Here is a 26189-nt window from a genome sequence, read left to right on the forward strand (position 1 = left end):
TAGGTGACCTCCTGCATTGGTGGCAGTATGGCGTTCTTCGATTACTTTGGTTCGATCGGGAACGCGGAATTTGTTGGGAGAAGATATTTTTCGCCGACATTCATGCTTGAACCCGCTCGTGCGGGTACGGTGAAAAGTTCGGAACCGTTGGATAGTGCTTCACATGCTGCGAGGTGCGAGCTAACAGGCCGGCCTGGTGGATAAGCGATGATCAAGTTTCCTTCGTTTGCAGAGACATCGACCATGTTCGGAAATTGCGGTGGCAGTCGAAGCATGGGGGTGGAATTCTCCAGTAGGGTAAGCGCGGTGGCCAGTTTGTCTGCGGCAACGTGGTCAATTCCGATGGTTATCGACACCACTAGATGCCGACCAGCCACGCGAGGTACGTGGATGCGATGCTCATGCCAGAGAGAATCTCGCACCCAAACAGGGGTATGTCCTTCCGGAACTCGAATATGCAATCGCATCAGGTCGGTCACATATTCGACTGCTGGCAGTGGTGCGGGAACCACTCGGAAGTGGTTAATGTCGTCGGGGCGGGCATTGAGGCTCTTTGTCAGAGTTGATGAGGCCTGGAGTGACCGGTCAACTGCGACGGGACCGACTGAGGCGGCGTCAGCCCGCGCGAGGTCGAGTGAAGCGAGGATTGGCCATGATGGCGACGTCGTATGGTGACGAAATATGCTCTGTTGCACTGCGGTACGAACATCGGTGTCGCCGATGACATGTAAGTATGAGCCCTGCCGCATCGCCCTCATCGTCTTATGTGCAGAGTGGACGATCAACACCGGCCCTGGGCGTGCACGGAGGGCGGCCGCAACTCGGGTCGGCGCTATCGAGTGGGTCTGCGGCGAGAAACAGTGAATGGCGGCCCAGGCATCGTCGAGAACGATAGCGGTCGTCGGGGAGGCTTCCGCGATCAACGGAAGTACTTGGTCACACCGTAAGCGGTGTCCGTCGTAGGTTGATGTTGTGACAACCACAGCATCGAAGGGCTGCCCGGCCTTTGCTGCTCGTCGCAGAAGGTCGACTACCTTGCCGTAGTCCGGGCAACGATTCCCGGGCGCAGGCGGCATGGAAGTTACGACGGCGCCACTCGCCTCTGCCGCAAAATGCACTGACTGGTGCGACGTGTGGTCTACCATCACCCGGCCTGCAACCGGGACCGTCGCCGTGATCGCGATGGTGTTGGCGAGCGTGGTTCCCCCAGTTAGGAAGTGGGTGGCATCGACACCGAATGCTTCGGCAGCTAGTTCCTGTGCAGATTGCAGCGGGCCGCGGGGTCTAAAGAACGAGTCAAGTGCGGGTGTTGCCATGGAGACGTCGATGTCGGAAATTCTGTCACCGAACAGTTCTCGATACCGTTGGCTGACAGGGCTGTCCATAGCGGAGACCCCACCCCACGGAACGGCGTGGAAATTAAGCGCCGAATCTGCGAGGACCTCGATCAGGGCATCGGCCAGTGGTGTGTTCTGTTGCATGTTCATGGGTGTGTTCTGTTGCATGTTCATGCGCAACTCGCCCTCGATGACATGTCTGAATCAGTACTCGAGGTGACTACATCACGCCAGGCTTGCAGCAGCCTCGCGGGCTCAATGCTTTCGCGGGCGTGGGCGGTGAGCGACACTGTCACCTCGTCGTCCACGGTAACGACTATCGGGTGGGGATACGCGTCGGCCGAACGAGAACCAAAGAGAATGCAGACATCTGCTAGAGGCGCCGTGGTGACCTTTCGACGACCGGCCCGATCATTCCAGGCGGCCCGGATTCCGGCGTACGCCGTCGCAGGTGAGATGGCAGAATTCTCGGCGGGCACGAGATCACTGAGAGGGCCCAGCAGAGGAACATCGGAGCCGCATGGCGCCCATTCGAGATCCACCGCGACGGTGCGCCCGAATTTCAGCTGGACTGCCTGGGCAAGTGTTGTTGCGTAGCGGGCCCGGTCCGCGTTGTGGAATCCGGCGATTCGGCTTCGGGCGGTGTGTTCATGTGGGCCACCGCTATCGAAGTGCTGCGGACGATCTATCAGCAGGACATCCAGGTCGATCCCATTGGTTTCGATTTCCGGTGCGGCTAGCCAGGCGGACAGGCTGGGGTGGCCAGGTGTTCCGGTTCGCAGGGAGTTGGTGTTGAGTGCGTCGATCAGCCGTACGATCGAGCCGTGGTCAAGTAGTTGAGGTAGCGCAGCGACAGCGATGTAACCGTTGTTGTTCAGCGCGATTGAGCATGGGTGGCCATCTTGGGTGACAGCGGCTCTTGCCATGTCTGCAAGGTTCGAAGCCTTCCCATGATCTGTCACGGCGACCAGCGGTTCTGTGGTCAATCGTGCGCGGATAGTGCCTCGACGCGATCGGAAGATTCGCGTGCGCAGCGCTTCGTTGTCACCGGCAAGTTCGGCAACTACGGCGCGAATGGTATCCGGGCGGTGCGGTGAAGTGCGTACGACCACCAGCGGTTCGCTTGCCTTAGCTGTTGACCACCAGCGAGAGCTGGGAGGCAAGGGGAGCGAAAGGTCACTTGCCAATGACTGGTGGACTTGTGGTTGAGGGCGTTCGATGTTGGCGCAATGCGTGACGAGATCAGCTACGGTGCGGTATTCGAACAAGTCTGCTGCGGTGCAGGATATGCCGAGATCCATTGCACGCCGTGCAATGTCGACGGTTTGCAAGCTCGTACTGCCGAGAGCGAAGAGGTCGTCGGACGGGTGCACCGTGTCCACGTTCAGCACCTCGGCCACAATCGCTGTGAGGGCTTGTTCCAGCGGGTTCGAGACTTTGACAGGCGTGGTTGGCGGCGTGACTTTGGGCAGTGCGTTGTAGTCGATTTTCCCACTGGGAAGCGTCGGCAAGGACGGAAGTTGGAGAACGAGCGCGACGGTCACCCCTGGCGGAAGTGCTCGCGTTGCCGCTCGGGCGATGTCGGTACAATCCATGTCTTTGTCGCCGCTCACGTATCCGACGAGAATGCTGGTTCCGTTACTGGTCGTGTCTGTGGCGACTGCGGCCGCGGACACGCTGTGCTCGGCGCACAGCGCGCTTTCGATTTCGTCCCTTTCGATCCGTACTCCGTTGATCTTGATGCGGTTATCGTTTCTGCCGAGGTAGGTCACGGTGCCGTCGACAGCGCGACAGGCATGGTCACCGGTAGCAAACATGCGGGCACCAACGCGGAAAGGCTCAGCCACGAAAGAGCTGGCAGTTGCTGCCGGGTCCCCGAGGTAACCATGCGCCACACTGGGACCTGCGATGTAAACCATTCCCGTTACACCTGGGTGGGTCGGTCGGAGCCGCGCGTCGAGCACATAGACAGTGCAATCGTTGGGCAGGGTGCCGATTGCCGTTGTTGCGTCGCCCCGTCCGACGGGCCCCTCCATGACGTCACCTACGACTTCAGCGCAGCCGTAGGAACTGTGGACCGAACCAGGGACTAGGCGTTGCAGGTCCGCGAGAAGCCCTGCCGTTGGAGCGGAACCGGTCGTCACCGCTCGGGTGAGCCCGCGAAGCGCTGTCGGGTTTTGGTGAGCAAGTGATTCCCATACTGTGGGGACAGCCATCAGGTGCTGGATTCCCGATTCGACGATTGCTTTGCCAAGGACCGCAGGATCAGATCTGTCGCTGCGGGTAAGAACACGCAGGGTGGCTCCAGCAGCCAGGGTGTCTATGATTTCGGTGATTCCGTCGACGAAGTTGATCGAACTCTTCGCTAGCCGAGTTTCGCCTGCGCGCAGCGGCCAGTATTTCGCACCCCAGCGCATACGTGCTGCGACGTTGCGATGGGAGATTGCGATCAGTTTGGGGCTGCCCGTGCTGCCGGAAGTGGTGCCAATGTAGGCGTGCGTATCCGGGATGATGGACCAGTGCTCGGGTTCTCCGTCGTTCGAGGCAACCACTGCGTCCATAGGGTCGATATGTTGCCCGGACCAGGTCAACGCGTCGATGCGAGCCTGGTTTGTCGGGTCGACTAGGACCGTTCGTGCGCCGGCGGTGTGTAGTACGCGATCGGTCCATTTTGTGGGATAGGCGGGATCGAGCGGTATGCAGGTAATGCCAGCCGACCAGGTCGCGAGTAGACCGACGATCTGGGCGAGACCTGGTTCGCATAATAGGGCGATCGGAGTGTGCGGCCTTTCGGTCCTGCGTAGCCGCCGCGCGAGTCGGTTGACATAGTCGCCTAGCTGGCCGTACGTGACGGTGATATCTCCATTCACAAGGGCTGTGCCATCTGGGTGGTTGATGCACTGTCTCCGAATGATTTCCGGCACCGTGTCCTCGTGGCTCTCTTGAGTATCCCCGTCCGCGAAGGGTGGGCGTGGGGCACCAGCGAACGAGGTGACCACATCGTCAATACTTCGATCGACTGCACCAGCGAGCGCGCCCAGCGTTGCCACGACCAGATCGGCAAGTGCATTGGCTGTGGTTGGGGAGAGATGCGTGAGTCGATGATCGAGTTCGACAGTCATGTCATCAGAATTCGGACCAGTTTCGATCGTGATCCCCAGCGCGAATTGACTTGTGCCATTGGATACCGAATTCGCGCGCACGGGCGTGCCGTTGAGATTCCCGAGTCGACCGGGATTGTGACGAAGCGCTACCAAAATCTCGGGAGCACGGTAGTCGATCGAGTGTTCGCGCAGTCCCGCACGAAGAAGATCCAGATCGACGGACCGGAATTCGAGGGCGTCGTAGCAGGTCGCAGTGATTGTGGTTAGCAGGGACCCGAGGGGGATGGATGGGGCGAAGGCAATGCGCAGCGGTACTAAATTGCCGAAGTACCCTACCTGGTCCTTGGCATCATCCGGCCGGCTCACGACCGGTGTAACCAGTGCAAGGTCGGTTGCGCCGGTGACAGCGTGCACTGCGACTGTGCACGCTGCCACCACAGCCGAGAACATCGACGCTCCAGACTGTTTGGCAATTGTTGCCACCTTCGCGGTAAGCGATCGATCGACAGCGCGTTGCACGCGCGCTCCAACATCCGGGTTTCCGTCGCTCGTTCGGGGAAAAACTGGTGTCGGAGGATCGGCCCACACTCGGGCCGCTGCTGCCACCGCTCGGTCGGTGACGGCAGTGCTGGGACGGTAGTGCTTGCGGGCATTGGTAGAGAGGGAGGGCCGAGTCCTTGGATCGTGATAGTGGTCAGTGATGCGTCGCAGTAACGCGGCCCATGAGTTGTCATCGACAGCAATATGGTGCACGACAAAGGCCACCGCTGCTGCGCCGCCTGCCCTGGGGATCACTTCGGCTCGCCACGGAACTTCGGTGGTGAGGTCGAATGGTGTTGACGCCAAGTCGCTGGCGCGATGTCCCGGTTCCACAGCGGGTGAAGAGTCATTCCACACGCGTATCGGCGGAATATCGGCCTGGGCTTGCCAACAGGGTGTGTTATCCGCCGTCACTGTAATGGTGGAAGTCAGTACCGAGAATTCACGCACCGCTGCACTGACCGCCTGCGCGAGCCGTTCCGGGTCGATAGTGCCATCGAACCACCACACGATCCCGATGGCGTGCACGGTAGATTGCGGATTCATCTGATGGACGGTCCACATGCGGTGTTCCGCGATGGTCAATGCCTCGGAGGGTGGTCTGGGGTCATCGACCATCTCTGAAGAAGACGGCGCAGATATGCGCCGGATCCCCCGCAGCGCCAACCTTCTGTGGAATTCTTCATCGAAACCGGGCGTTCTCATCCATACTCTCCTTGCTGTGATTCCCGAACTCCCGGCTACGTCTTGTTAGGCGAGCGCAGGCTGCAGCTGATCGATCAGGTACTTCACGGATGAGGGGTTGGCCGTCAGCAGTGCCCCTGCCAGATCTGTGGAAATGACTTGGAGGTTGTCCCCGAGTTCTGAAACGAGCGGCACCGCACGGAACTGTGTGCCCTCTGGATCGCCCGGAGTGCTGACCAAGATGTGATCAGCGGTGCCGAGGCTGGAGAAGAGTTCAGGGGCCAGAGTGACGAAGCCATTGGCGGTGCCCCCGGCAGCCAGCTGAGCCACTTCGGGACTCAGCTGCAGACCGAGCGACGTGAGGAAACGAGTAGATGGGTTCTCTTTTGCCGCAAGCAGGTACAAGGTTCCGCCAGCGTACTGACCGAATGCATAGGTCGAGTTCTTCAGACTGGGATTCGACGCAGCGAAGTCAGTAACTTCCTTATTTGCGGCTGAGATTAGGGTGTTGGCTTGATCTTCTTTGCCGAGCGCCTTGCCGATGAGCCGCAATAGATCCTCACCGGAGTCCGCGAATGCGGCAGTGGGATAAATGATCGTCGGGGCGATGTTCGTGAGCTGGTCGTACAGGTCAACGTAGGACTGTTGAGCCGTCGTCGCCAGGATAATGTCAGGTCGAGCGGCAGCGATTGTCTCCACATTGGGTTTGACGGAGTCGAGTGTCATAACGTCAGAATTCAGGGGCGGCTGGGTCCCGGGCCAGTTCTTGTCTGCACTGGACGGATTTGCGACTGCGGCAACGACCGTTGCGCCTAGCGCGCTTGCCATTTGGGCGTCTCCTGACCCGAGTACGACTACTCGGGATGGATTCGCGGGGACGGTCACCTCCCCCCGCGCATGCGTGATCGTCACAGACGAGTTGGTCGTCGGAGTATCGGTTTTGTCGTCCGCTGCCGTCGAACCGCAGGCGGCAGAAAAGACGGCAGCAGAGATGGCGATTGCGGTGAGAGGCAGCCACCGTCGTGACCGCAATCGCTGGGATCGAAGCTGGAGGTTCATCGTTGTCCTTCTGTATTGGAGGGTCGTCGTGCAGTGTCACGGACGAAATCGTGGAGCAGCGGAGCTATGACAGCCCAGCCCTCAGGGGTGGTCATGTGGTTGTGTGCTAACGGCGTGTTCTGCACGTGTAGGTGGTCACCGACACGGTTTTGCCAGCAGTGGCGGTTCTTGAGTTGCAGATCTTCTGTGATCCCGGGTGTATCGCTGGCGACGATCAACTGAGTCGGCACAGGATCGGTCAATGGAACTGGCTCCTCCATCATTCGGGAGTGCCGCAGATATGCCTCCCGCATGGCCTGGGCCATGGTGCTGTCGGCGGTGCTGAGCGGCCCACTGGAGTCGGCGGCTGTGCCGAAGAACTCGGCGGCGGCATCCAGAATGGCCTCATCAGTTTCTGCTGGCACCCCAATCTCCGACTGGAGGTATGTATCAAGTAGCACCAACCCCGACACGCTGACGCCGCGGCTGCAGAGAGCGTTGATCATCGAGTAGGCGAGCTGCCCGCCGAAGGACCAACCGAGTAGGGTCACCTCGCGAATATCTCGCGCGGCGCAGTACACAACGAGTTCGTCGGTGTATTGATCAACCAAGCCAGTTGCGGTGGTGACGGGCCGACCACCGCTGAATACAGGATCCTGCAGTGCCAACATGTTCCACGCCTGGGGCAGATGTCGCCGCAATCCGAAGAAAGGCCAACTGGATCCGCCCGCCGGATGTAGGCAGACCACCGTTGGATGTGTGGTCGACCCCGAGTTGATCTCCACCAGTACTCGATCAACCGCGGCACTACCGGTGCTGGCGATCTCTGCGACGGTAGAGCCACCGTAGATGCTGCGAAGATCGATCTGTCTTCCCAGGGCTGTGGCAGCTCGAGCCGCCAGTCGCACGGCTAGTAGTGAGTGCCCGCCCAGGGCGAAGAAGTCGTCGTCACGGCCTATGGAATCGGCGTCCGCTCCGAGTAGGTCTGCGAAAACCTCCGCTACCGCCGCCTCGGCCTCACCTTGTGGTGGTCCGCCTCGCCGGCGGCTCTGAAACTGCGGTGCCGGCAGCGCCGCAACATCGAGTTTGCCGTTTACTGTCAGCGGTAGTTCCGCGACAACGACCAGCGCCTCGGGGACCATGTATGCAGGCAATCGGTTAGCGAGAAAGTCGCGGATGCTCTCGGTGTCGACCTCGGCGTCGTCGACGATCGTATAGCCGACGAGCTGGATCGCGCCTTGTGCAGAGTTTCGCGCAATCACCGCCGCACCTCGAACCTGCGGGTGCCGCCGAATCATATCGGCGATTTCACCGGGCTCGACTCGGTTGCCACGGATCTTGACCTGGGCGTCCGTCCTGCCGAGGTAGTCCAAACCGCCGGACTGGTTCCATCGCACAAGATCTCCTGTGCGGTACATCCGGCGACCCGGCGGCCCAAACGGATCCGCCACGAATCGTTCCGCGGACAAGTCTGGGCGATCGAAGTACCCCCGCACCATCCCTGCGCCCGCCAGATATAATTCTCCAGCCGCATCCGGGGCAACCGGGTGCAGCGATGAATTCAAGACGAGGGCAGTGGTGTTGGCGATCGGATGGCCAATGCACGGCAATGCAAACTCATCAAGATCAGCGCCCACTGCATTGATGGTGTATTCAGTCGGACCGTACAAGTTGTACGAGGCCAATCCCGGTGTGCTGCGAATCGTTGACCACAGCGCTGCAGGGACGCCTTCCCCGCCGAGAGACAGAAACGACAACCCCTGCCATCCCGTAGCCTCGTTCCGATCGAATAGTCCGTGCTCTGTGAGGACGGTTGCGTAGCTCGGTGTCAGATCACACGCGTCGACGTCATGCTTACGGAAGTACGCCATGAGCCGCTGCGGGTCGCGTCGTAGATCATCGTCAACAATGTGTACCTGTTGCCCGTGCAACAGCCAGAACAGCTGCTCCCACGATGCGTCGAAGGACAAGGCAGTGGTGTGTGCGACGGTCAGCGGCCCGCGGTGCGCTTCCCGAGCGGCCAAGACCGGGGTGAAGATTTCACGCTCGTGGTTGTAGTACATGCTGGTCAGCCCCCGGTAAGGTACCTGGACGCCTTTGGGTCGGCCTGTCGAGCCTGAGGTGAAGATGACATACGCGGTGTGGTCGAGCCAAGCGGTATGCCGCTCACTGGGGCTGCGCACAATCATTGTGTTGTTCGCATGCGCGATCCTCGCGGCGCGCACGGTTGCCCGGTCTATGGGGACGGTGATCGATTTGAACCTTTCTGGCAGCAGGTGATTGAGATCCGGTGAAACCAGGACGATGTCTGGGCGAGCTCCGTCGAGGATGTCGGCGATCCGTTCCGGTGGGTGCTTCTCGTCTACCGGAACGTAGGCGGCGTGAACGGCGAAGACTCCGAACAGCGCGGCCACAGTCAGCTCGTCTCGACGCATCAAGATCCCGATCCGGGACTCCGGACCGGCACCTCTCGCGGTGAGCAGTGCGCCGATCGTCAGCGCTATCTCGCGTAGCTCGGAAAAGGTGACGGCGCGATTCTCGGCGACGACGGCGATCTCGTCGCGTGCGAGAACGGCCCGACGTTCGAGCAGGTCCCACACGGTGGCGTCCAGCTGTTCTCCGGTCAGGTTCGTGCCGTGCGCATTGTCCGGCAGCAGCGCATTTGTACCAGTCAAGTCCGCTAGGGTTTCGACGTGGCCGCTCGCGAGAGCGACAAGCACGGTATCGAATTCCGAGATGATCGTGCGGGCACGGTCGACTGACAGTGCGGTGTGGTGATGCATGACGCGGACGGTGATTGTCCCGTCTCGATCGTCTAGCGCGACGGTGAGCGGGAAGTTGGTGGCATCGCGCAGCGCGGTGTCGGCAACGGTCAGGTGGTCGTGTAGGCCAAATGTGGCGTTCGCGGCCATCTTGGGATGGTTTTGGTACACGAAGAGGGTGTCGAAGAGCTGCGGCGGCACGCCACGATCGACCAGATCGGTCAGGCTCACGTACGGGCGCCGGAGTTGCGCTGCCTTATCAGAGTGTAAGTGCGCGCACGCATCGTTGATTGTGGTCCATCCGCTTCCGCTCAGGCGCGTGGTCACCGTATTGAACACTAGGCCGACAGCCCGGTCGATTCCGTCGAGGTCGGAGGGGCGTCCGGAAATCACGGTGCCAAAGCACACGTCGTCGGCGCCGAGAACCCGCATGAGTGTGGTTGCCCACGCCAGCTCGAACAGGGTGTTTACCGACGCGGAACGCCGCCGGGCTTGTTCGTGAACCTGGGATGTGACGGTGGCATCAAGGCGGTACTCGAACTCGCTGGCGGTGAGGGGGTCAATGTTGCGGGTGTCGTAACCGGGGGCAACGGTTGTCGGACCCGGTACGTCACGCAAGGCTTCGGCAAAAGTGTCGGCGGCACCCGCGCGGTCCTGCTTCGCCAGCCATGCGTGATACGTCCGCATGGGGAACGGTTCGGCGGGTATGACCTGGTCGGTAGCGCTCTGGCCCAGTGCGGACGGCGAGGCGTCGCTTGTATCGGTGTGGGTGTCCAGTTCTGTGTAGGCGTCCAAGATCGCGCGCAGGAACAGCCCGCCCGACCAGCCGTCGAGCAAGATGTGATGAATAGTGAACGCGACACGCCAGAGTTGCCCGGTTGGTCGTGCAATGCATACGGCGGCAATGCGCATGAGTGGCGGCGAACCAGCGTCGAAAGGGCGGCGGAGGTGCTCTTCGAACACTTCGTTTGCGGCGGCACCATCGCCTGCGATTTCGTGCACGTCAACGCGTACGGACGCGCCCCGCACGATGACCTGAACCAGGTCGGTTCCTAGCTGGGCGAAAGCGGCACGTACCGATGGATACGTCGCAATTGCCCTGTTTGCGGCATCCTCCAGCCGAACCGGATCAAGGTCGCCGACGATGTCGATGACATTCTGCGTGGCATAGACGTCTGCGCCGCCCGACGACGCGGTGAACAGGTGAACAGCCAGTCCCTCTTGGAGCGGGGTCAACGGCCAGACATCGTCGAGTGGGCCGTAGCGCTCTGTGAGTTGTTCCCGCTCGAAGGGGCCAATAGCGACAAGGGGTTCTTGTGTCGGCTGCATTGTCTGAGAGTGATTCGGGAGTGTCGATGCGCGCCGCACGAACGCTTCTGCCCATAGGTTGGGGTCTACCAGGGCCAGGGAACCGGTGAGCTGGAAGTCGATACGCCACCGATCGTTGGAGTGGCTTACCACGCATCGACTGATCGTCTGCGAGGACAGGTTTGGCGGGAATGTTCCGACGAATACATGCAGTTCCGTAGGGGGCTCAGCACAATCATCGAGCATGCCGACTGTGTGCGGGCTGAGATCACGAACCCAGCCGTAACTCCGCGGGGCCGGCAGGCTGGGGATGCTTCCGTCGGCGAACACGAGGACGGGAGAGCGCCGCCTCATCGGCGCGAGGACCATCCAATCATCCGGACTGTCCCGGTCCGGTTCGTCGAGTACGAACCACAGCGGACTCTCGGTCGTACCGGTCGCGTGGGTCGCAACGGCGTCCATGAGGCTACCCAGTACGAGTTCGTGCAGGGCGCTTAGAAATGCTGTCCGAGAATCCGCCGATATCTCAGCGCTACCAGTGCGGGGCTGCGCTGAGATATCGGTGGCGACCTCTTTTGCCAGGTCGAAAATATCCAACCAATCCTCGGCGACGTCTACGATTGCGGCGTCGCCGGACTGGGCTGAGTCACGGGTCGCGATCGAAGTCGGCCCCTGCCAGGGGGCACCAGAGACCAGGCCCTGCCTGAGAACCTCGCTGGTTTCCGATCCCACCACCGTCGAGGGCAGCATGCACCACAGCCGTGTGTCGTCGGCGCCGGCCAGCGGAGAGCCGAGCAACTCGGGGGAGTCTGCGCCCGAAAATGTGGCGGCCACGGCCGCCAGGGCCTTCGCGAGCGGATCGACACCAGAGTCGATTCCATCGAGATCGACTGTCACCGGGGTGGGGGTCACAGTGGGAGCATTCTCGCCGGTGGGCGCCTCATCGAATGCGATAACGCTGTGGATCGGCAGGTCAGAGTGGAAGGCTAGTTGAGCCAGATTACCGATGACGGTTCCCAGAATTCGGCGCGCGCTGGTTTTGTCCACGACAGAGTTGCGGAACAGCAGGGACACGCCGAGGTGATCGTCCTGCGTACGATAGATGCCGAAAGTGAGAGGGAACGGCGCTGACATGTGCAGTGGCGGAGCGGATTCCGCGCGCACACCGGCAATGCCCAGGTCGATCGCAACTGGCGTGGTCGTATTGACCATCACTTCGAGCAGCGGATGCGAACGGGGACCGGCGATATCGCGCACAAGGACGTCGAACTCGGCATCCGAGTGGGCGATGTGGTCCCGGTATTCCTCGGTCAGTTCTGTGATCAGCTCACCGAGAGTGCGGTCGGTGCTCAGATTCGTCGGCAGAGGAATGGTGTTGACAAACACCCCGATCGTGTCCTTGAACCGCGATCCCGGTCGGGTGGAAACGGGCATACCGAGAGCGAACTGGTCACCGGAACCGAAGTGGCGTAAAGCGAGTGCCGAGGCAGCCCAGAGCAGCACCAGCGGCGGGCAGGACCGTGCAGAGGCGATGCTCTCGAGAGCCTGACTGAGCCCAGTAGGCAAGGCACGTAGTTCGAGGGTGCCAGAATCATCGTGTGCATCGCCTGTGCGGGCGGCCCAGGGAATGACGCTACGGTCGGCGATTCGAGGTAGCAGGCCGCGCCAATACTCGAGAGTTGCGGCGCTCTGGCCCGGCCGATTCGAGGCTAGTGCGTACTCCCAGTACGGCGCCAGCGCAGGCGGAAACTGGTCGCCGTTACCGGATCGGATCCGGTAGGCGCACCCCAGATCACCGAAAAACTGCGCATGCGACCCGGCGTCGAACGCAATGTGGTGGATGACGATGACCAGTGCAGTGAGAGTCGATCCCGAGACGACGACCGCACGCAGCGGAGCGTCAGTTTGCAGATTGAAGGGGCTGACCATCTGGGCGTGCGCGACATTGTCGACGAATGCTCGTTCTCCGAGCGAATCTGCGTCCACGTCACGATGCCCAACCCGCGCTTTCAACGTGGGCATAACATGCTGTCGGACAACACCATCTGCGTCAGCGGTGTACGTAGTACGGAGTACATCGTGGCGCGCGACCACATCACCCACGGCGTCAGCGAGGTGGTCGGCGTTCACGTCACCATGGAGGATGAGAACGAAGGGCACATTGTAGGCCGCGGACGTCGGATTCAGGCATTGCGCAAAGTACATCCGCTGTTGTTCGGGCGATAACGGAGCAACTCCGACGCCGTCGTCGCCGACCGGCAACTCAGCCAGTGCAGCGCTGTGCTCGGATCTGCGATCAGTCAGACCCCGTTGTGCCAGTGCGCGAGTAAGGGCGGCCCGCCGCGCTTCATCAAAGGCCACAGTCGGGTCCATTCGGGCGGCGCGCGATTATCCGGCTGTCTCGAAGAGATGTATCGCCGCGCTCAACCATCAGGGCGATCGCCTCGTCGAGGAAATCGTCAATGTCGGCCCCGAGCGCCGCGATTTGCTGACCCATCCCGGTTCGTTTGACGCGTTCACGGACATCGATCAATGTCATTGTGGGCGCATCCGGCACTGGTGGATGCGCGAGATCGTCCACCCGGTCTACGATTTCCAAGCCCGCGGCTTGCAATCGAGCCACGATGTGGTCCGAAGGATGCCGACGCATCGTGAAGGGGACCTGAACCAACTGCTCGCGCCACCGCGGCCGCTCCGCCACTTCGCGCAAAATCGCGAACTGCCCGTCAGGTTGGTCCGCGGCATGACCTGCGTTCCACTGCAGCACCACGTGACCGCCTGGGCGAAGTGCCCCGACAAGCGTGTCCAGGAGCATGTCGATCTCCCTGACCCAGTGCAACACCCAAGAGGAATGAATCACGTCGAAGGCGCGGGGAGAGAGAATTAGTTCGTTCGCATCCGCCTGGACCACTTCGACACCGGCGGCGGTGCATCGTCGGGCTGTTTCCTCGACCATCGATCTCGAGTAGTCGCAGGCATAAACAGCATATCCGCGGCTGGCCATTTCGTAGGCGATCTCGCCGGCCCCGCAGCCGATGTCGGCGAACGCGAGCCCGCTCGCGTCAAATTGCCCGTTCTGTGTCAGCTTGTCCTGCTCGGCCAGAGCGATTGCTGCGAGAGCTGACCGAACCTGATTGCCATTGACCGTGGCGTAGTCGGCGGCGGACCAGCCGGTGGGATCGGACGCATCGATCGTGGAGGCCGAACTGCCGGATCCGTTGTCGGGGAGTGTCATTCTGCTGCCACCTGCGAGTCGTTGTTGGTCGACACGGAGTCTCGATCGAGTTGCTCGAGCTCCTCCTCGGACATTTCGAGCACTTCCACGAACACTTCGGCGACCGCGCGGATGTGTTCGGCATCAGAGGAGGTCGCTTCCAAGTGCGTTGCGAGTGCACGCGGAGTCCTTGCCTTGAAGATGTCGGAGACCGTGATCGATTCGGACTGCAGAACATCTCGGAGCCGCGCGACAAGAGAGGTGGCGAGAACGGAGTCCCCACCGATATCGAAGAACTCATCGCAGGCACCGACACGGTCGCCTCCGACGACATCTCCGAACATCGAAGCCACGGCTTTTTCGAGCGCGGTCTCAGGTGCAACGTAGTCGTTGTTCGAGAGTCGCTGGTGGACCTGACGTGCGATTGCCGCACGATCGATCTTGCCGTTCGATGTACGGGGGAACTCGTCGACCACTTCGAGGGTCGTCGGGATCATGTAGGTCGGCAGTCGGTCGGCGAGGCTGGCGAGAATCTGGTCCGCGACAGTGGCATCATGCAGTGCGACAGCGGTGATGGTTGCGGCAAGTCGCCCCGCGATTACGGTGGCGACAGCGTTGTCGATTGTGGGGAGAGACCGCAACGCGGCCTCGATCTCACCGAGTTCGATGCGGAAACCGCGAACCTTCACCTGATCGTCGCGACGTCCGAGAAACTCGATTGTGCCGTCCGGCCAGTATCGAGCCGTGTCGCCGGTGCGGTACCAACGAAGGCCGCCGTATTCGACGAATCGTTCGGCGGTGCGCTCGTCATCGCCGCGGTATCCAGCAGCAAGGCCCGCGCCGCCAATCCACAGCTCGCCACTGACCCAGTCGGGGCAATCCTGCCCTCGATCGTTGACAATCCGCGCCGCAACCCCGGCAAAGGGCTTTCCGAACGGAATCGAATGCCATCGGGGGTCGATGTTTGCGCCGTCGACTTCACATACGGTGTGGTGAATCGCTGTCTCGGTCGCGCCACCGAGACCGGCGAGCCGCGCTTGCGGCGCTGCCTCGTACATTCGGCGAAGCAACTCTGGGCGGACCCAATCACCGCCGAGGATGACCACTCGAACCGATTTCGACCAGCCTGGTAGCTGAGTTCCACCGGCCAGAACGACATCGAGCACAGCAGGCACGCAATACAACTGTGTGACTTGGTGTCGGGCGATCAATTCCGCGGCGGCTTGGCCGTCGCGGCGAACGTCTTCAGTGACGGCTACGGTGGATCCCCCTACCGCGAAAAGCCCAAGCGTTTCCTGTACAGATAGATCAAACTCTAGGGCGGACAGCGCGATTGAGCGGTCAGTCGCGTTGAGATCGAACATGCGGTTCATGGCGGCGAGGGTGTTGGCCACCGCCGCGTGGGGAAGCTCGACGCCCTTCGGGTCGCCGGTTGATCCCGAGGTGAACATCACGTACGCAAGCGCATCCGGATCGGGGAAAACTGGTGTGACCGGGGTCTGGCTCCGGCCGAGCTGTTCGAGCTCGTCAATGCTCATGCGGGCTGGAACGTCAGCGCCGTCCAGGGCGGACCCGGCAATCTCGAGTGCGGCACCGGCGATGTCGTACATCCGACGGATTCGAGCCGGAGGTTGATCGTGGCCGATGGGGAGGTAGGCAGCCCCTGTCGCGAGGATCGCGAGCACTGCCACGATCTGATCGGCTCCCTTGGGTAGTCGGATAGCGACAACGTCGCCGGTACCGATACCACGCTCACGGAGTCCGGAGCTGATGGTCAAGGCCTGTTCGGCGACCGCGGCATAAGAGTGTGCGACGTCGTGTTCGTCGACAATTGCGATCGCGTTGGGGCTCAGGTCCGCATTGCGGAAGAATCCCTCGTGGATCACCAGATCGCCCTGCGCCCGGTCATCTGGGCCGGCATTCGTGTGCTCTCTGACGGCTATCTGTTCCGGCGGTGTCGGTTCGTTGAGCGTGAAGTTCCAATCGGCGTTATCGCCGACCAGGCGGTCTATCACGTCACGATGACGGGTGAACATCGCGTCTATAACGCCCGGAGGGAATGCCTGTTCTCGAACGTCCCAATTGGTCAGCAGGCCGCCGTCGAGTTCGACGACCTGTGCATCGAGGACGACCTGCGGTCCTTGAGACACAATCCATACCGGCCGGCCAAACTCCTCGGTCACGCTGGGGCGGAACAACTCGCCAAGATCGAGACCACTTGTGTAGACGACCGGGGCGAGTAGTTGCCCCCCGCGGTGGCGTCCCAGATCCCGCAACACATCAAGCCCTGGATATGCCGAATGTGACGCGTATGTGTGCAACCGACGTTGGAGATCGCGGATCAGTTGCAAGAAGTTCTGATGTGATCCATCCACTGCGAGCATGATGGAACTTGAGAAGTCACCGCTGAGTAGTTCGACATCGGAGTGAGTAGGTTCGCGGTCGAACAACGGAACATTGAGTAGAAACTCTCGATCGCGGGACCATCCGCTGACGATGTGTGCGAAAACCGCTGCCAAGACGACTGCCGGAGTTACCCCGTACCGATGTGATCGTGCGATCAGCGTCTGTTTCGCTGCCGCGTCGATCCAGTGATTGCAGCGGATAGTGTGATGCGGATTTTCACGTTCGTGTTCTGGCACGATGGGGAGTGTCGGGGGGTCGGGCAACTCGTCGAGATGTTCACTCCACCACTGTCGGTCCCGTTCACGTACCGCACCGGTGAGCGCAGGTTTGTCAGCTAGGTAGCGCCGGTACGAGTAGTCGATGGGTGGTAAATATTCCTTGTTGCCACGGTAGATCTCGGCAAGGTCGGCCATCAGGATGCGATAGCTCAGAGCATCGGCAGCAAGCATGTCGATATCGACATGTAGCCGATGCTTCCCGTCCGGCAACAATGTCAGCGTGATGTCCGCGACCTTTCCCACATCTGCGGGCATTCGCTGGTGAGTCTTTTTCTCGCGCAGGCACTCGAGTTCCAGGGCAACTGTGTCCGCATTTCTCTTGCGAAGGTCGACGACGGTGAAGATCTCGGACTCTGATTGCGTCGGCACCCGTTGGTATCCGTCGTCATCGAACACCGAACGAAGCATCACATGACGCTCCACGAGAGCAGCAACTGCCGTACGCATGCGATCCGGGTCCACCGGCTCTGACCCCTCGTCCGGGCCGTCGAACTCGGCGTAGAGGTGAGCTGCGACCCCGCCGAGCTGCTGGTCATCGCGTCGCCCGATCCAGTAGGCGTGTTGCATAGTCGCCAACTTGAATCGCTCGTGATCGTCGTCCGCGGGGGAGCTTTCGACGTCCGTGGTCGCGGAGTCGTCGGGGCGGGACGAGGTGTCGTCGGTGATGCGAACCCGCGACTGCAGTAGGTCGTGCCACGCCTTGATAGTGGGGTCGAGTGCGAAGTCGGCGAAGACCACTTCGATGCCATTGCGTCGCAACTCGGCTGCCAAGTTGATCATCTGAATCGACTGCAAACCACACTCGATCAGGTTGTCCTCGAGCCCAACTTCGGCCATAGGCAAATCGAGCATTGCCGCAGCAGTCTCGCGTAGCTCAGTCAGAGTCGGCACACTCACACTCATCGCTCCTCGTAGACGGGGGTGGGTGCGGCGGTCGTCATGCAACTCGTCGCCGATCACCCACAGGGGAGGTCTTGACTCTTGGTAAGCAAAGCCTAAGCTCAGTCAACGTAGAGCGAACCGGACGGTCATGTCAACGGCTACGAGGTCAATAACTTTCGTGTTCGTCGACCACAAGCATGCGACGGAGGGGTAATCGAGTGAACGAGGCAGCGGCCAAATGGCCCGAAGATTTCGCTGAGCGATATCGAGCCGAGGGATATTGGCAAGGAACGACTTTCAGCGATTTCTTACGTGAACGAGCGCATAACTTCGGAGACACAACCGCCATCGTCGACGGCGTCAACCGCACAACCTATGCGCAACTGAACCGCCAGGCCAGTGCGCTCGCGCGCGGGCTGCGCGAACTCGGCATTGAACAAGGTGACCGTGTCATCATTCAGCTGCCAAATTGCGGAGAGTTCGTCACCGCGTGGTTTGCGCTTCAGCGACTCGGCGCGATCCCGGTGCATGCTCAGCCCGGACATCGGCGTGCGGAGATCACGCATCTAGCACGAATGACAGAGGCCGTCGCCTATGTAACCACCGATCTGATCGGCGGATTCGACCACCGTGCGCTCGCCGCCGGGGTTGCGGATTCCTACCCGTCGATTCGAGCCGTTCTGGTGGTGGGCGACCTCGGCGAATACAGCGAGGATGCCCGATTTTTCTCTTTTGCCAGTGTCACCCACGGCGATGAGACCGGAGACCTTACAGGTCACCTAGGAACAGGTTCGGTGTCCTCGTCCGATATCGCTCTACTGCTGTTGTCGGGGGGTACGACCGGGATGCCCAAGCTGATCGCGCGCACGCACGACGACTATCTGTACAACTCGCGAGCCGCCGGTGAAAGGTCTGGACTGGACCGGTCAAGCATCTACCTCGCCATACTGCCCATCGCATTCAACTTCACCTGGAACTGTCCAGGCATCCTCGGCACCATCTACGCAGGCGGCACGGTCGTGTTATCCCAATCGCCGGATCCCGCGCACTGTTTCGAGCTGATCGAACGTGAACGGGTCACCATGACGGCGATCAATCCGCAGTTGGCGCCTGCCTGGCTTGCCGAAAAGAGCTTCACTAACAGAGACCTGTCATCGCTGAAGATCCTCGAAATTGGTTCTGCACGATTGTCCGACCACACGGCCCGAGAGATCGTTGCGAACTTCGACTGCACTCTCCAGCAGATCCTCGGAATGTCCGAGGGGCTCTTTTGTGCCAACCATCTCGATGATGACGTCGATATCCTCTGCAGCGCACAGGGAGTCCCAGTGTCACCGGCCGACGAGGTTCGGGTCGTCGACGAGAACGGCCGCGAGGTTCCCAACGGTGAGGCCGGTGAATTGACCACTCGCGGGCCATATACCCTGCGAGGCTATTGGGGTGCGGCGGAACTCAATGACACCGCGTTTACGCCAGACGGATTCTACCGGACCGGGGACCTTGTCCGACAGAGCGATTCGGGTCACCTCACGGTTGTCGGTCGCATCAAGGAACAAATCAACCGCGGCGGGGAAAAGATCGCCCCGGCCGAGGTCGAGGGCCACCTAATCGCGCACCCGACGATAGAGACCGTCGCTGTGATCGGACTACCCGACAACACGCTGGGCGAACGCACCGTGGCAGTCGTGGTCACCGACGGCAGGGCTGCGCCAACCCGTCGCGAACTCTCTGTGTTCCTCGCCGAAGCTGGGCTGGCGGCGTACAAGAGCCCGGATCGCGTGGTGCGCGTCGACACCATGCCGCTCACCCCACTCGGCAAGATCGACAAGGGCGCGGTCCGCCGGCTACTGGAAGCTGACACTCCGGCCGCAGTCGTGAGCCGATGACCGCGCCCCGGCTAGCGGACTTCCTCAGTAGATCGGCGCGCACGGCACCGACCAGGGCGGCCATCGTCGCCGACGGCCACTCCCTTAACTATGCCGAATTACTCCGGCGCGTCACTGACGTAGCTGGTGCCCTCACCACTGGCGGAGTTGACCGTGGGTGCCGTGTCGGCGTCTACTTGCCGCGATCGATCGACGCCATCGTGGTAGTTCACGCCGCAGTCCGAGTCGAGGCGGTCGTCGCACCACTCGACGTTCGAGATCCGGCCATGCGGACCGCGACCCTAGTGTCTGGCGCGGCCCTCGCCTGCATCGTCACTGATGCTGCCCATCTCCCGTCCCTGCGGGATGTGGGTGTCGACTGGCCCGCGGTCAAGGTTGGTTCACTCTTGTTGGCCGTCGACCCGGACGCCCCAGCCCCCGATGCTGAGGATGGATATCTACTTTTCACCTCCGGGAGCACAGGCGTCCCCAAGGGGGTGTTGCTATCGACCGCCGCAGTCGCCAATTTCGCAGCAGCCGCCGTGGAGGCTTTCGGACTCACCTCGGTCGATCGAGTTGCCGCGCAGTCCGCACTGACATTCGATCTGAGCACGTTCGATATTTTTTCGGTAGCCGCCGCTGGTGCTGCTCACGTCCTAGTCCCCGACTTTCTCAAGTCCTTTCCTCAGGATCTCGTGGAATGGCTCGGGGACGAGCGGATCACCACGATCTATGCGGTCCCCACGCTGCTGCGGTCAATCACCGATGCAATAGCCAGCCCCAGCGGCGTGCAGGCCGATGCGGGTCATGCGGCGCTACCAGCGTTGCGCACCATCGCTTTTGCCGGAGAGCCGTACCCGGAGCGTTCTCTCGCCGAACTGTTGACACTGTTCGGCACCGCACGACTGCTCAACCTCTACGGTCCCACCGAGACAAACGTGTGCACGATCGAGTTGATTGCTGCGAATTGGGCTCCGGATCAGCGACTGTCGATCGGGCTTCCCTGTGCTGGTCTGGACGTTTGCCTTGTTGACGACGACCTCACGCCCACTGACGGAAAAGGGGAACTGGTTGTCGCTGGACCGTCGCTACTTCGGGGGTATCTGATCGATGGGATTCTGCACGACCCCACCACCTCTATTACGTTCCCGGACAGGGTAACTCGCCGCTCCTATCGTACGGGCGATATCGCCTCGCGGGGCGCTGACGGGCGGTTCTACCTGCACGGCCGACGGGACGCCCAAATCAAGAGACGTGGCTATCGAATCGATTTGGCGGGCATCGACACGCTGGTCGGCGAGGTGAACGGGGTGCGCGCTTGTGTCACTGTTCCCACCGGACCCGATAACCAAGTGGTGCTGTTTGTTGAACCAACCAGTGACGGAGAGGTAACCGTGCTGTCCGATGTACGGACCGCCCTGCACCGATCGCTACCCGTGCCGCATTTGCCCGATCGAATCACCCTAATGACATCGATTCCACGGAATTCCCGAGGGAAGATCGACCTACACCAGGTCCGGTCCCTCGCTGACGATATCGATACCCAACGAGAGGACACCATCGCATGAGCTCTAACATCGACAGCCCCTCCGCTCCGAGCCTCGACGCAGTGTGCACCGTAATTGCCCAGGCCGTGAGGTCACCGGGAGCGGAGCCGACAGTTGTGGACGCTGATACCGAACTGTTGCTAACAGGTCTCCTCGACTCGCTGACCGTGGTGAAGATCGTTGCGGAACTGGAGCGGCTGGTCGGTGGCGAACTGCCGCAAAGCCTTGCCGTGGCACGAAACTTCCGGACTCCTGCGAGTCTGCATGCGGCGCTGACTCATGAACTGACGGAGAGCACACGATGACCCGGGGAACAGCAGTTGACGTGGACCATTCGGCGCTTACCCGCGAGACCGCCACTCTCGCTGCAAAACTCGCACCGGAGATCGCCGAGCTGCCCATTCGGGCAGCCTGGCGCCGACTGGTTGCGCTTCCCCCCGTCGCTGCGATGATGCGTGACTCCTTGCAAACTGAGCGCCCCCAAGGATCCATCATCGCCGCCGTCGCCGTCATCGAAGGGCTCGGCCGCGGGGGAATTGAACCGGGCCTGTGCTACGCGTTGACATCGCAGTTGTTCGGCATTCAATGGCCGCTCAGCAACCTCCGCGCGCTTACTGATGACCAACGCGCCGGAATCCTGGACGGTTCGATCATGCTGTGCCATGCCCTGACCGAAGAAACAGGGGGCAGTGACCCACTGTCGATGGGCACCAGTGCGGAACCCCATACCAACGATACGTATGTACTCAGAGGCCGTAAGGCCTACGTCACGGCAGCGCCAGTCGCTGACCTAGCCCTCGTATTTGCACGAACGAGTCCAGGCCGGCACCCTTTCGCGCTCACCGCGTTCCTGATTCCCACCGATACCGCCGGCATCGTCCGAAGCGAGCCTTTCGCTAAGCGAGCACTACCTGCGGTGCCGATGGGGGCACTCGACTTCACCGATGTGGTCGTTCGTGCGGAGGAGACGGTAACCGCCGAGGGAGCTGGGCTCGCATTCCTATCTGTCACCACGACGTGGGAGCGCGCGCTGTTGATGAGCTACGCCATCGGAGTTATGCATAACGTCCTCGACCGTGCCACTGCATGGGTGACGACACGACGGCACTTCGACCGTCCGATGGGAGCCAGTCCGCTCACCGCGGCGCGCATTGCAGACATGGCGGTGTTGGCTCATCGCGTGCGAGCTTTGGTAACCAACATTGCGGCAAGACTCGACGCCGGAACCAGACCCAGTGCGCTCACCACCGAGGCAGCGATGGTGAAGATCTCTTGTGCGCAGGACTTGATGGAATTCGAGACCCTCGCCGGCCAATTATTCGGTGCCCGTTCGGTTATAGCCGACTCAGGTTTTGCTGTGGACCTGCCCGGAGCACTCGCGTCGTCGATCTACGCGGGAAGCAACGACCTACTGCGAATTGCCATAGCCCGAGAGCTGTCCTTACCGGTGGAGAACTGATATGCCGAACCCGACAGACTTGGAAGACCGTAGCAAGTCATCAGTCGAATCCGATAGCGGACTTCACGCCGCACGAGCACAGGTTGGGCGGATAGGTCCACGTCTGGTCGAACTCGCGGACGCTGTAGATCGCGGCCAGACCAATCCCGAGGCAGCCTACCAACTGATCGCAGAGACCGATTTGTCGACTGTATTGGTACCCGTTGCAGATGGCGGATACGGGCTTGATTTCGCCGACTACACACTGTTGCTGGCCGACCTTGCCCGGTACAACGGGGCCGCCGCGCTGGGCTTCAATATGCACAACGTCGCGATAGGTAATCTCTTCGATTCGGAGGCGGGTGGTCTCTCTGCCGGCTCCGCACGCTTCCGCGACTGGGTCGTGAGCGAGGTAGTGCGAGGTGCGCTTTTCGCGTCCGCATCTTCGGAACCGGGCAACGGAGCTCGTCTGCGAGGGCTGTCTACGACCTACCGGCGAGAGGGGGACAACTACGTCATCGACGGCCACAAGTCGTTCGTTTCGCTTGCCGGAGTTGCTGACTACTACGTTGTCTCGGCCAGGCCTGCCGACACCGACTCGGACTTCGAAGTATCGCATTTCGTCGTCAAAAAAGACGATCCGGGCGTGGAGTTCACGTCCGACTGGGGCGGCAGTGCGTTGCGCGGCACTTCGACAGCACAAATGCTGCTCAATGGAACCATCGTTCCGCAGGAACGGCTCTACCTCGGCGTCGAGGGAATGTCGCTGTTCAAGGCAATCCGCGATCCGCACTGGATGGCAGCAGGATACCTGGGGGCCTACCTGGGACTCGCCACCGCGATTGTCGATTTCGTCGCCGACCACCTAGCTCGCGATACCCGGCGGCGCACCGACATCGCACTCACACAACAATTCGGCACCATGATTGTCACGTTCGAAGCGACTCGATCGTTGGCGCATCGGGCAGCACAAGCGGTAGCCGAGCGTACCGAGGATGCGAACGCCCTGATCTATGCCGCAAAGCATCATTTGGGTACCAGCGCACAAGCTCTCGCAAGCGATGCCGTACAGGTGACAGGTTCGACGTCGATGGCTTTCGCCGCGCCGATGCAGCGACTGCTCCGCGAAGTGCAGTTCTGCTCGATCATGCCGGCCACTCCGAGTGCCTGCCTCGACTACATAGCGCGGGCCCGACTGGGAGACAACATGCTTGACGTACGAACCCAGGCTTGGTGAGGTCTATGCCCACCATCGACCACCCGTACGGTGACATCGAGTATCAGCACTATCCAGGCAATGAGGCGCTGCCTACAGCGGTGTTCCTGCATGAGGGTCTCGGTTCCATCGCACAATGGGGACGACTCCCGGCATTGTTCTCCCAGCTCACATCAATGCCGACGCTCGTCTACTCCCGACATGGCTACGGAGGGTCTGGGGGAACACGAGAGCGCTCAGTCGACTATCTTCACCACGAAGCCCTTGAAGTCCTTCCCTCGGTGTTGGACACGCTCTCGGTCTCGCTTAGCCCGGTCCTTGTCGGACACAGCGACGGTGCCACCATTGCTGCAATCTACGCCGCTACGCACACCGTGACCGCTGCGATATTGATCGCTCCCCACGTAGTGGTCGAGGAATGCACCCTCGACGGAATTCGCACTGCCCAAGAGAGATTCGACGACAACATCGCGGCTTCGCTCGCCCCGTTCCACGACGACCCGGCAGAGTTGTTCGCTCATTGGGCTGACGTCTGGCTCTCCCCACAATTTCGGAGCTTCGACGTGACCCCACTTTTGCCCTCGATCACTGACCCTGTGCTGGTTATGCAGGGGGAAGTGGACAGCTTCGGTTCATTGCGCCAGGTGGATCTGGTGCAGCAGCACGTGAGCGGCCCGGTTCGGACCGTCATCCTTGCAGGCATCGCACATCATCCGCACCTAGAAACCCTGGAGGAGACATCCGAATACCTCAGCAAATTCGCCACGGAGGTAACCTCCGGCCACGGATATCCATGTTGAGAAGATTCGACGCGGTTCCGATTGTGGACCGGACCGCCCTGCGTCGACTCAGCGCTCCCGCTGCCAGTTACACGCGTGTGGCGACAGGTCTGCAAGTCATCGCGTCCGCGCTGTCGGTGGTACCCCTGTTCGGGATCTGGCTGATAGCCGATGCGGCGTTCGAGGCGCACTCCGCTGGCACCGACGCGAGGGGCCGAATCTATATGGGCATCGGACTCGTGTGCGGGGCGGCGATCGTGGGGTTTCTCCTGACCTCGTGCGCATATTATGCGACCCACACAGCTGATCTGCAGGTGCGCCGGTCGGTGCGCCGGTCGGTCGCTGATCACCTCGGACGACTCCCGTTGGGCTGGTTCGATTCCGGCGCTTCCGAAAAGGCGCTCGCGACGTTAGGAGAGGATGTCGAGGCCCTGCACTCAGCGGTCGCACACGGACGCCTCGAACTCATCCAATCTTTCGTAGCACCTGTCATTGTGGTGGCGTGGTTACTGACTGTGGACTGGCGACTAACACTGATCATGCTGATTCCGACCGGAGTCCACTATATCGTTCAGCAACGAATCATTCTGCGGGCACAGTCTTTCCAAGCTCAACAAGGCGCTGCGATATCGGCTCTAGTGTCCGCTGCGAACGAGGAAATGCGCGACGCGGTCACCCTGCGAATCACAAGTGCTGCGACGACCGGTACCACCCGACTACTTACCGCGCAGAAGAAGCTCCACCAGATCATCGTTGACTCGCACTTGGAACAGGAGTCACGCGGATCCAAGATTGCGGCTCTCACAGACCCGGTCTTTGGTCTCTTTGTCGCGCTCTTTGCAGGGTATTGGCTCATACAGGACACGACGAGACCGCCAACAGATCTAGTTCCGTTCGTCGTCGCAGCCGTCATCGTGGCCGCGGCACCGTCTGCGATCACTCTGGCGCGTTGGGGTATTGTCTCGGCAGCGATGGCAGCTACCCGCATTGAAGGCATCCTTGCCGTCATCCCGCTCTCGGTTTCTGATCGTCCGCTCCGGCCGACCGGCGATGAAATTCAGCTCACCTCAGTCACTTTCGGGTACGGGGTGGACCCGGTACTCTCCGATATCACGTTGGGGATAGAGCAGGGATCGTTCACGGCCATCGTCGGACCATCCGGATCGGGCAAATCCACCATCTGCTCGCTGATTGGCCGTCACCACGATGTCACACAAGGGCAAGTGACCATCGGCGGTGTCGATGTCCGAGAGATCGACCCTGCACATCTCAACCGCACAGTCGCGCTCTTGCCGCAACAGGCCGTACTGCTACGTACCACCGTGCGAGACAACATCCGACTCGCACACCCGGACTCCGACGATGCAGTGGTCGTCGCAGCAGCACGCACCGCCAACATTCACGACCGTATCCTGGCACTGCCGCAAGGTTATGACACTGTGGTCGGCGACGACATCACTTTGTCCTCCGGGGAGTGCCAGCGCGTTGCGATCGCGCGTGCGCTGGTGTCAAATCCGCGGATTCTGATACTCGACGAACCGACTGCACATGTCGATCCTGAATCGGCCGTTGAAATCCACGCCGCGCTAGGCGAGATCGTCCGTGACCGCACCGTCATACTCATCGCACATCAACTCGACTCAGTCGTCGGCGCCGATCGAATTGTTGTGGTCGAAACCGGCAACATCACAGCCACAGGAACACATTCCGAATTGATCGAAACTCCGGGCGTGTACCGAGAAATGTGGGAGGCTGCCCCGCAGCCGGGGAGGCAGCCAGCATGATTGGACA

13 protein-coding genes are annotated in these 26189 nt (G+C 61.1%); 7 read left to right on the forward strand and 6 right to left on the reverse strand.

Features of this window, described 5'->3' with window-relative positions; all coding sequences use genetic code 11:
* Positions 1-41: 41 nt before the first annotated feature.
* The 6 genes from RY1_RS08445 to RY1_RS08470 are packed head-to-tail and all read right to left on the reverse strand — an operon-like array spanning position 42 to position 17562.
* Positions 42-1511, reverse strand: coding sequence for an aminotransferase class I/II-fold pyridoxal phosphate-dependent enzyme (locus tag RY1_RS08445; protein ID WP_072803112.1), 1470 nt, complete (start codon positions 1509-1511; stop codon positions 42-44).
* Complete coding sequence (locus RY1_RS08450; RefSeq protein ID WP_084727261.1) at positions 1508-5686, reverse strand: AMP-binding protein; 4179 nt, start codon at positions 5684-5686, stop codon at positions 1508-1510. Before RY1_RS08450 ends, RY1_RS08445 begins: the two co-directional genes overlap by 4 nt.
* A 45-nt stretch (positions 5687-5731) precedes the next feature.
* Positions 5732-6724, reverse strand: coding sequence for an ABC transporter substrate-binding protein (locus RY1_RS08455; RefSeq protein ID WP_084727262.1), 993 nt, complete (start codon positions 6722-6724; stop codon positions 5732-5734).
* On the reverse strand, positions 6721-13146 hold the full coding sequence (locus tag RY1_RS08460) for a non-ribosomal peptide synthetase (RefSeq protein ID WP_072803115.1): 6426 nt from the start codon (positions 13144-13146) through the stop codon (positions 6721-6723). Before RY1_RS08460 ends, RY1_RS08455 begins: the two co-directional genes overlap by 4 nt.
* On the reverse strand, positions 13124-14008 hold the full coding sequence (locus RY1_RS08465; protein WP_072803116.1) for a class I SAM-dependent methyltransferase: 885 nt from the start codon (positions 14006-14008) through the stop codon (positions 13124-13126). Before RY1_RS08465 ends, RY1_RS08460 begins: the two co-directional genes overlap by 23 nt.
* Entirely contained in the window at positions 14005-17562 is a 3558-nt protein-coding gene (locus RY1_RS08470; protein ID WP_245819556.1) for a non-ribosomal peptide synthetase, read from the reverse strand. Before RY1_RS08470 ends, RY1_RS08465 begins: the two co-directional genes overlap by 4 nt.
* Positions 17563-17771: 209 nt before the next feature.
* Here RY1_RS08470 and RY1_RS08475 point away from each other — a divergent pair, with 209 nt between their 5' ends.
* From RY1_RS08475 to RY1_RS08505, 7 genes are all read left to right on the forward strand, one after another.
* Positions 17772-19439, forward strand: coding sequence for a (2,3-dihydroxybenzoyl)adenylate synthase (locus RY1_RS08475; protein WP_245819557.1), 1668 nt, complete (start codon positions 17772-17774; stop codon positions 19437-19439).
* The gene (locus tag RY1_RS08480) at positions 19436-20986 is read left to right on the forward strand and encodes an AMP-binding protein (RefSeq protein WP_072803119.1); all 1551 of its coding nucleotides are present in this window, start codon (positions 19436-19438) and stop codon (positions 20984-20986) included. The genes RY1_RS08475 and RY1_RS08480 overlap by 4 nt, the downstream gene beginning before the upstream one ends.
* Positions 20983-21270, forward strand: coding sequence for a phosphopantetheine-binding protein (locus RY1_RS08485; RefSeq protein WP_072803120.1), 288 nt, complete (start codon positions 20983-20985; stop codon positions 21268-21270). Before RY1_RS08480 ends, RY1_RS08485 begins: the two co-directional genes overlap by 4 nt.
* Complete coding sequence (locus tag RY1_RS08490; protein ID WP_072803121.1) at positions 21267-22424, forward strand: acyl-CoA dehydrogenase family protein; 1158 nt, start codon at positions 21267-21269, stop codon at positions 22422-22424. Before RY1_RS08485 ends, RY1_RS08490 begins: the two co-directional genes overlap by 4 nt.
* Before the next feature lies 1 nt (position 22425).
* A complete protein-coding gene (locus RY1_RS08495) occupies positions 22426-23640 on the forward strand; it encodes an acyl-CoA dehydrogenase family protein (RefSeq protein WP_072803122.1) in 1215 nt (404 codons plus the stop codon).
* Between the two features lie 5 nt (positions 23641-23645).
* Positions 23646-24419: an alpha/beta fold hydrolase gene (locus tag RY1_RS08500; RefSeq protein ID WP_072803380.1), complete on the forward strand. Its 774-nt coding sequence runs from the start codon at positions 23646-23648 to the stop codon at positions 24417-24419.
* A 77-nt stretch (positions 24420-24496) separates the two neighbouring features.
* Complete coding sequence (locus RY1_RS08505; RefSeq protein ID WP_169914597.1) at positions 24497-26182, forward strand: ABC transporter ATP-binding protein; 1686 nt, start codon at positions 24497-24499, stop codon at positions 26180-26182.
* The last annotated feature ends 7 nt before the right edge of the window (positions 26183-26189 follow it).

It is taken from the genome of Rhodococcus yunnanensis NBRC 103083 (assembly GCF_001895005.1).
In the GTDB taxonomy this organism is placed as follows: Bacteria; Actinomycetota; Actinomycetes; order Mycobacteriales; family Mycobacteriaceae; genus Rhodococcoides; species Rhodococcoides yunnanense.

Bases quoted from the DNA above. Each gene is read 5' to 3' on its own strand.
- RY1_RS08465 (WP_072803116.1), bottom strand. From the start codon at position 14,008: ATGACACTCCCCGACAACGGATCCGGCAGTTCGGCCTCCACGATCGAT.
- RY1_RS08455 (WP_084727262.1), bottom strand. From the start codon at position 6,724: ATGAACCTCCAGCTTCGATCCCAGCGATTGCGGTCACGACGGTGGCTG.
- RY1_RS08485 (WP_072803120.1), top strand. From the start codon at position 20,983: ATGAGCTCTAACATCGACAGCCCCTCCGCTCCGAGCCTCGACGCAGTG.
- RY1_RS08460 (WP_072803115.1), bottom strand. From the start codon at position 13,146: ATGGACCCGACTGTGGCCTTTGATGAAGCGCGGCGGGCCGCCCTTACT.
- RY1_RS08495 (WP_072803122.1), top strand. From the start codon at position 22,426: ATGCCGAACCCGACAGACTTGGAAGACCGTAGCAAGTCATCAGTCGAA.
- RY1_RS08500 (WP_072803380.1), top strand. From the start codon at position 23,646: ATGCCCACCATCGACCACCCGTACGGTGACATCGAGTATCAGCACTAT.
- RY1_RS08450 (WP_084727261.1), bottom strand. From the start codon at position 5,686: ATGAGAACGCCCGGTTTCGATGAAGAATTCCACAGAAGGTTGGCGCTG.
- RY1_RS08445 (WP_072803112.1), bottom strand. From the start codon at position 1,511: ATGAACATGCAACAGAACACACCCATGAACATGCAACAGAACACACCA.
- RY1_RS08480 (WP_072803119.1), top strand. From the start codon at position 19,436: ATGACCGCGCCCCGGCTAGCGGACTTCCTCAGTAGATCGGCGCGCACG.
- RY1_RS08490 (WP_072803121.1), top strand. From the start codon at position 21,267: ATGACCCGGGGAACAGCAGTTGACGTGGACCATTCGGCGCTTACCCGC.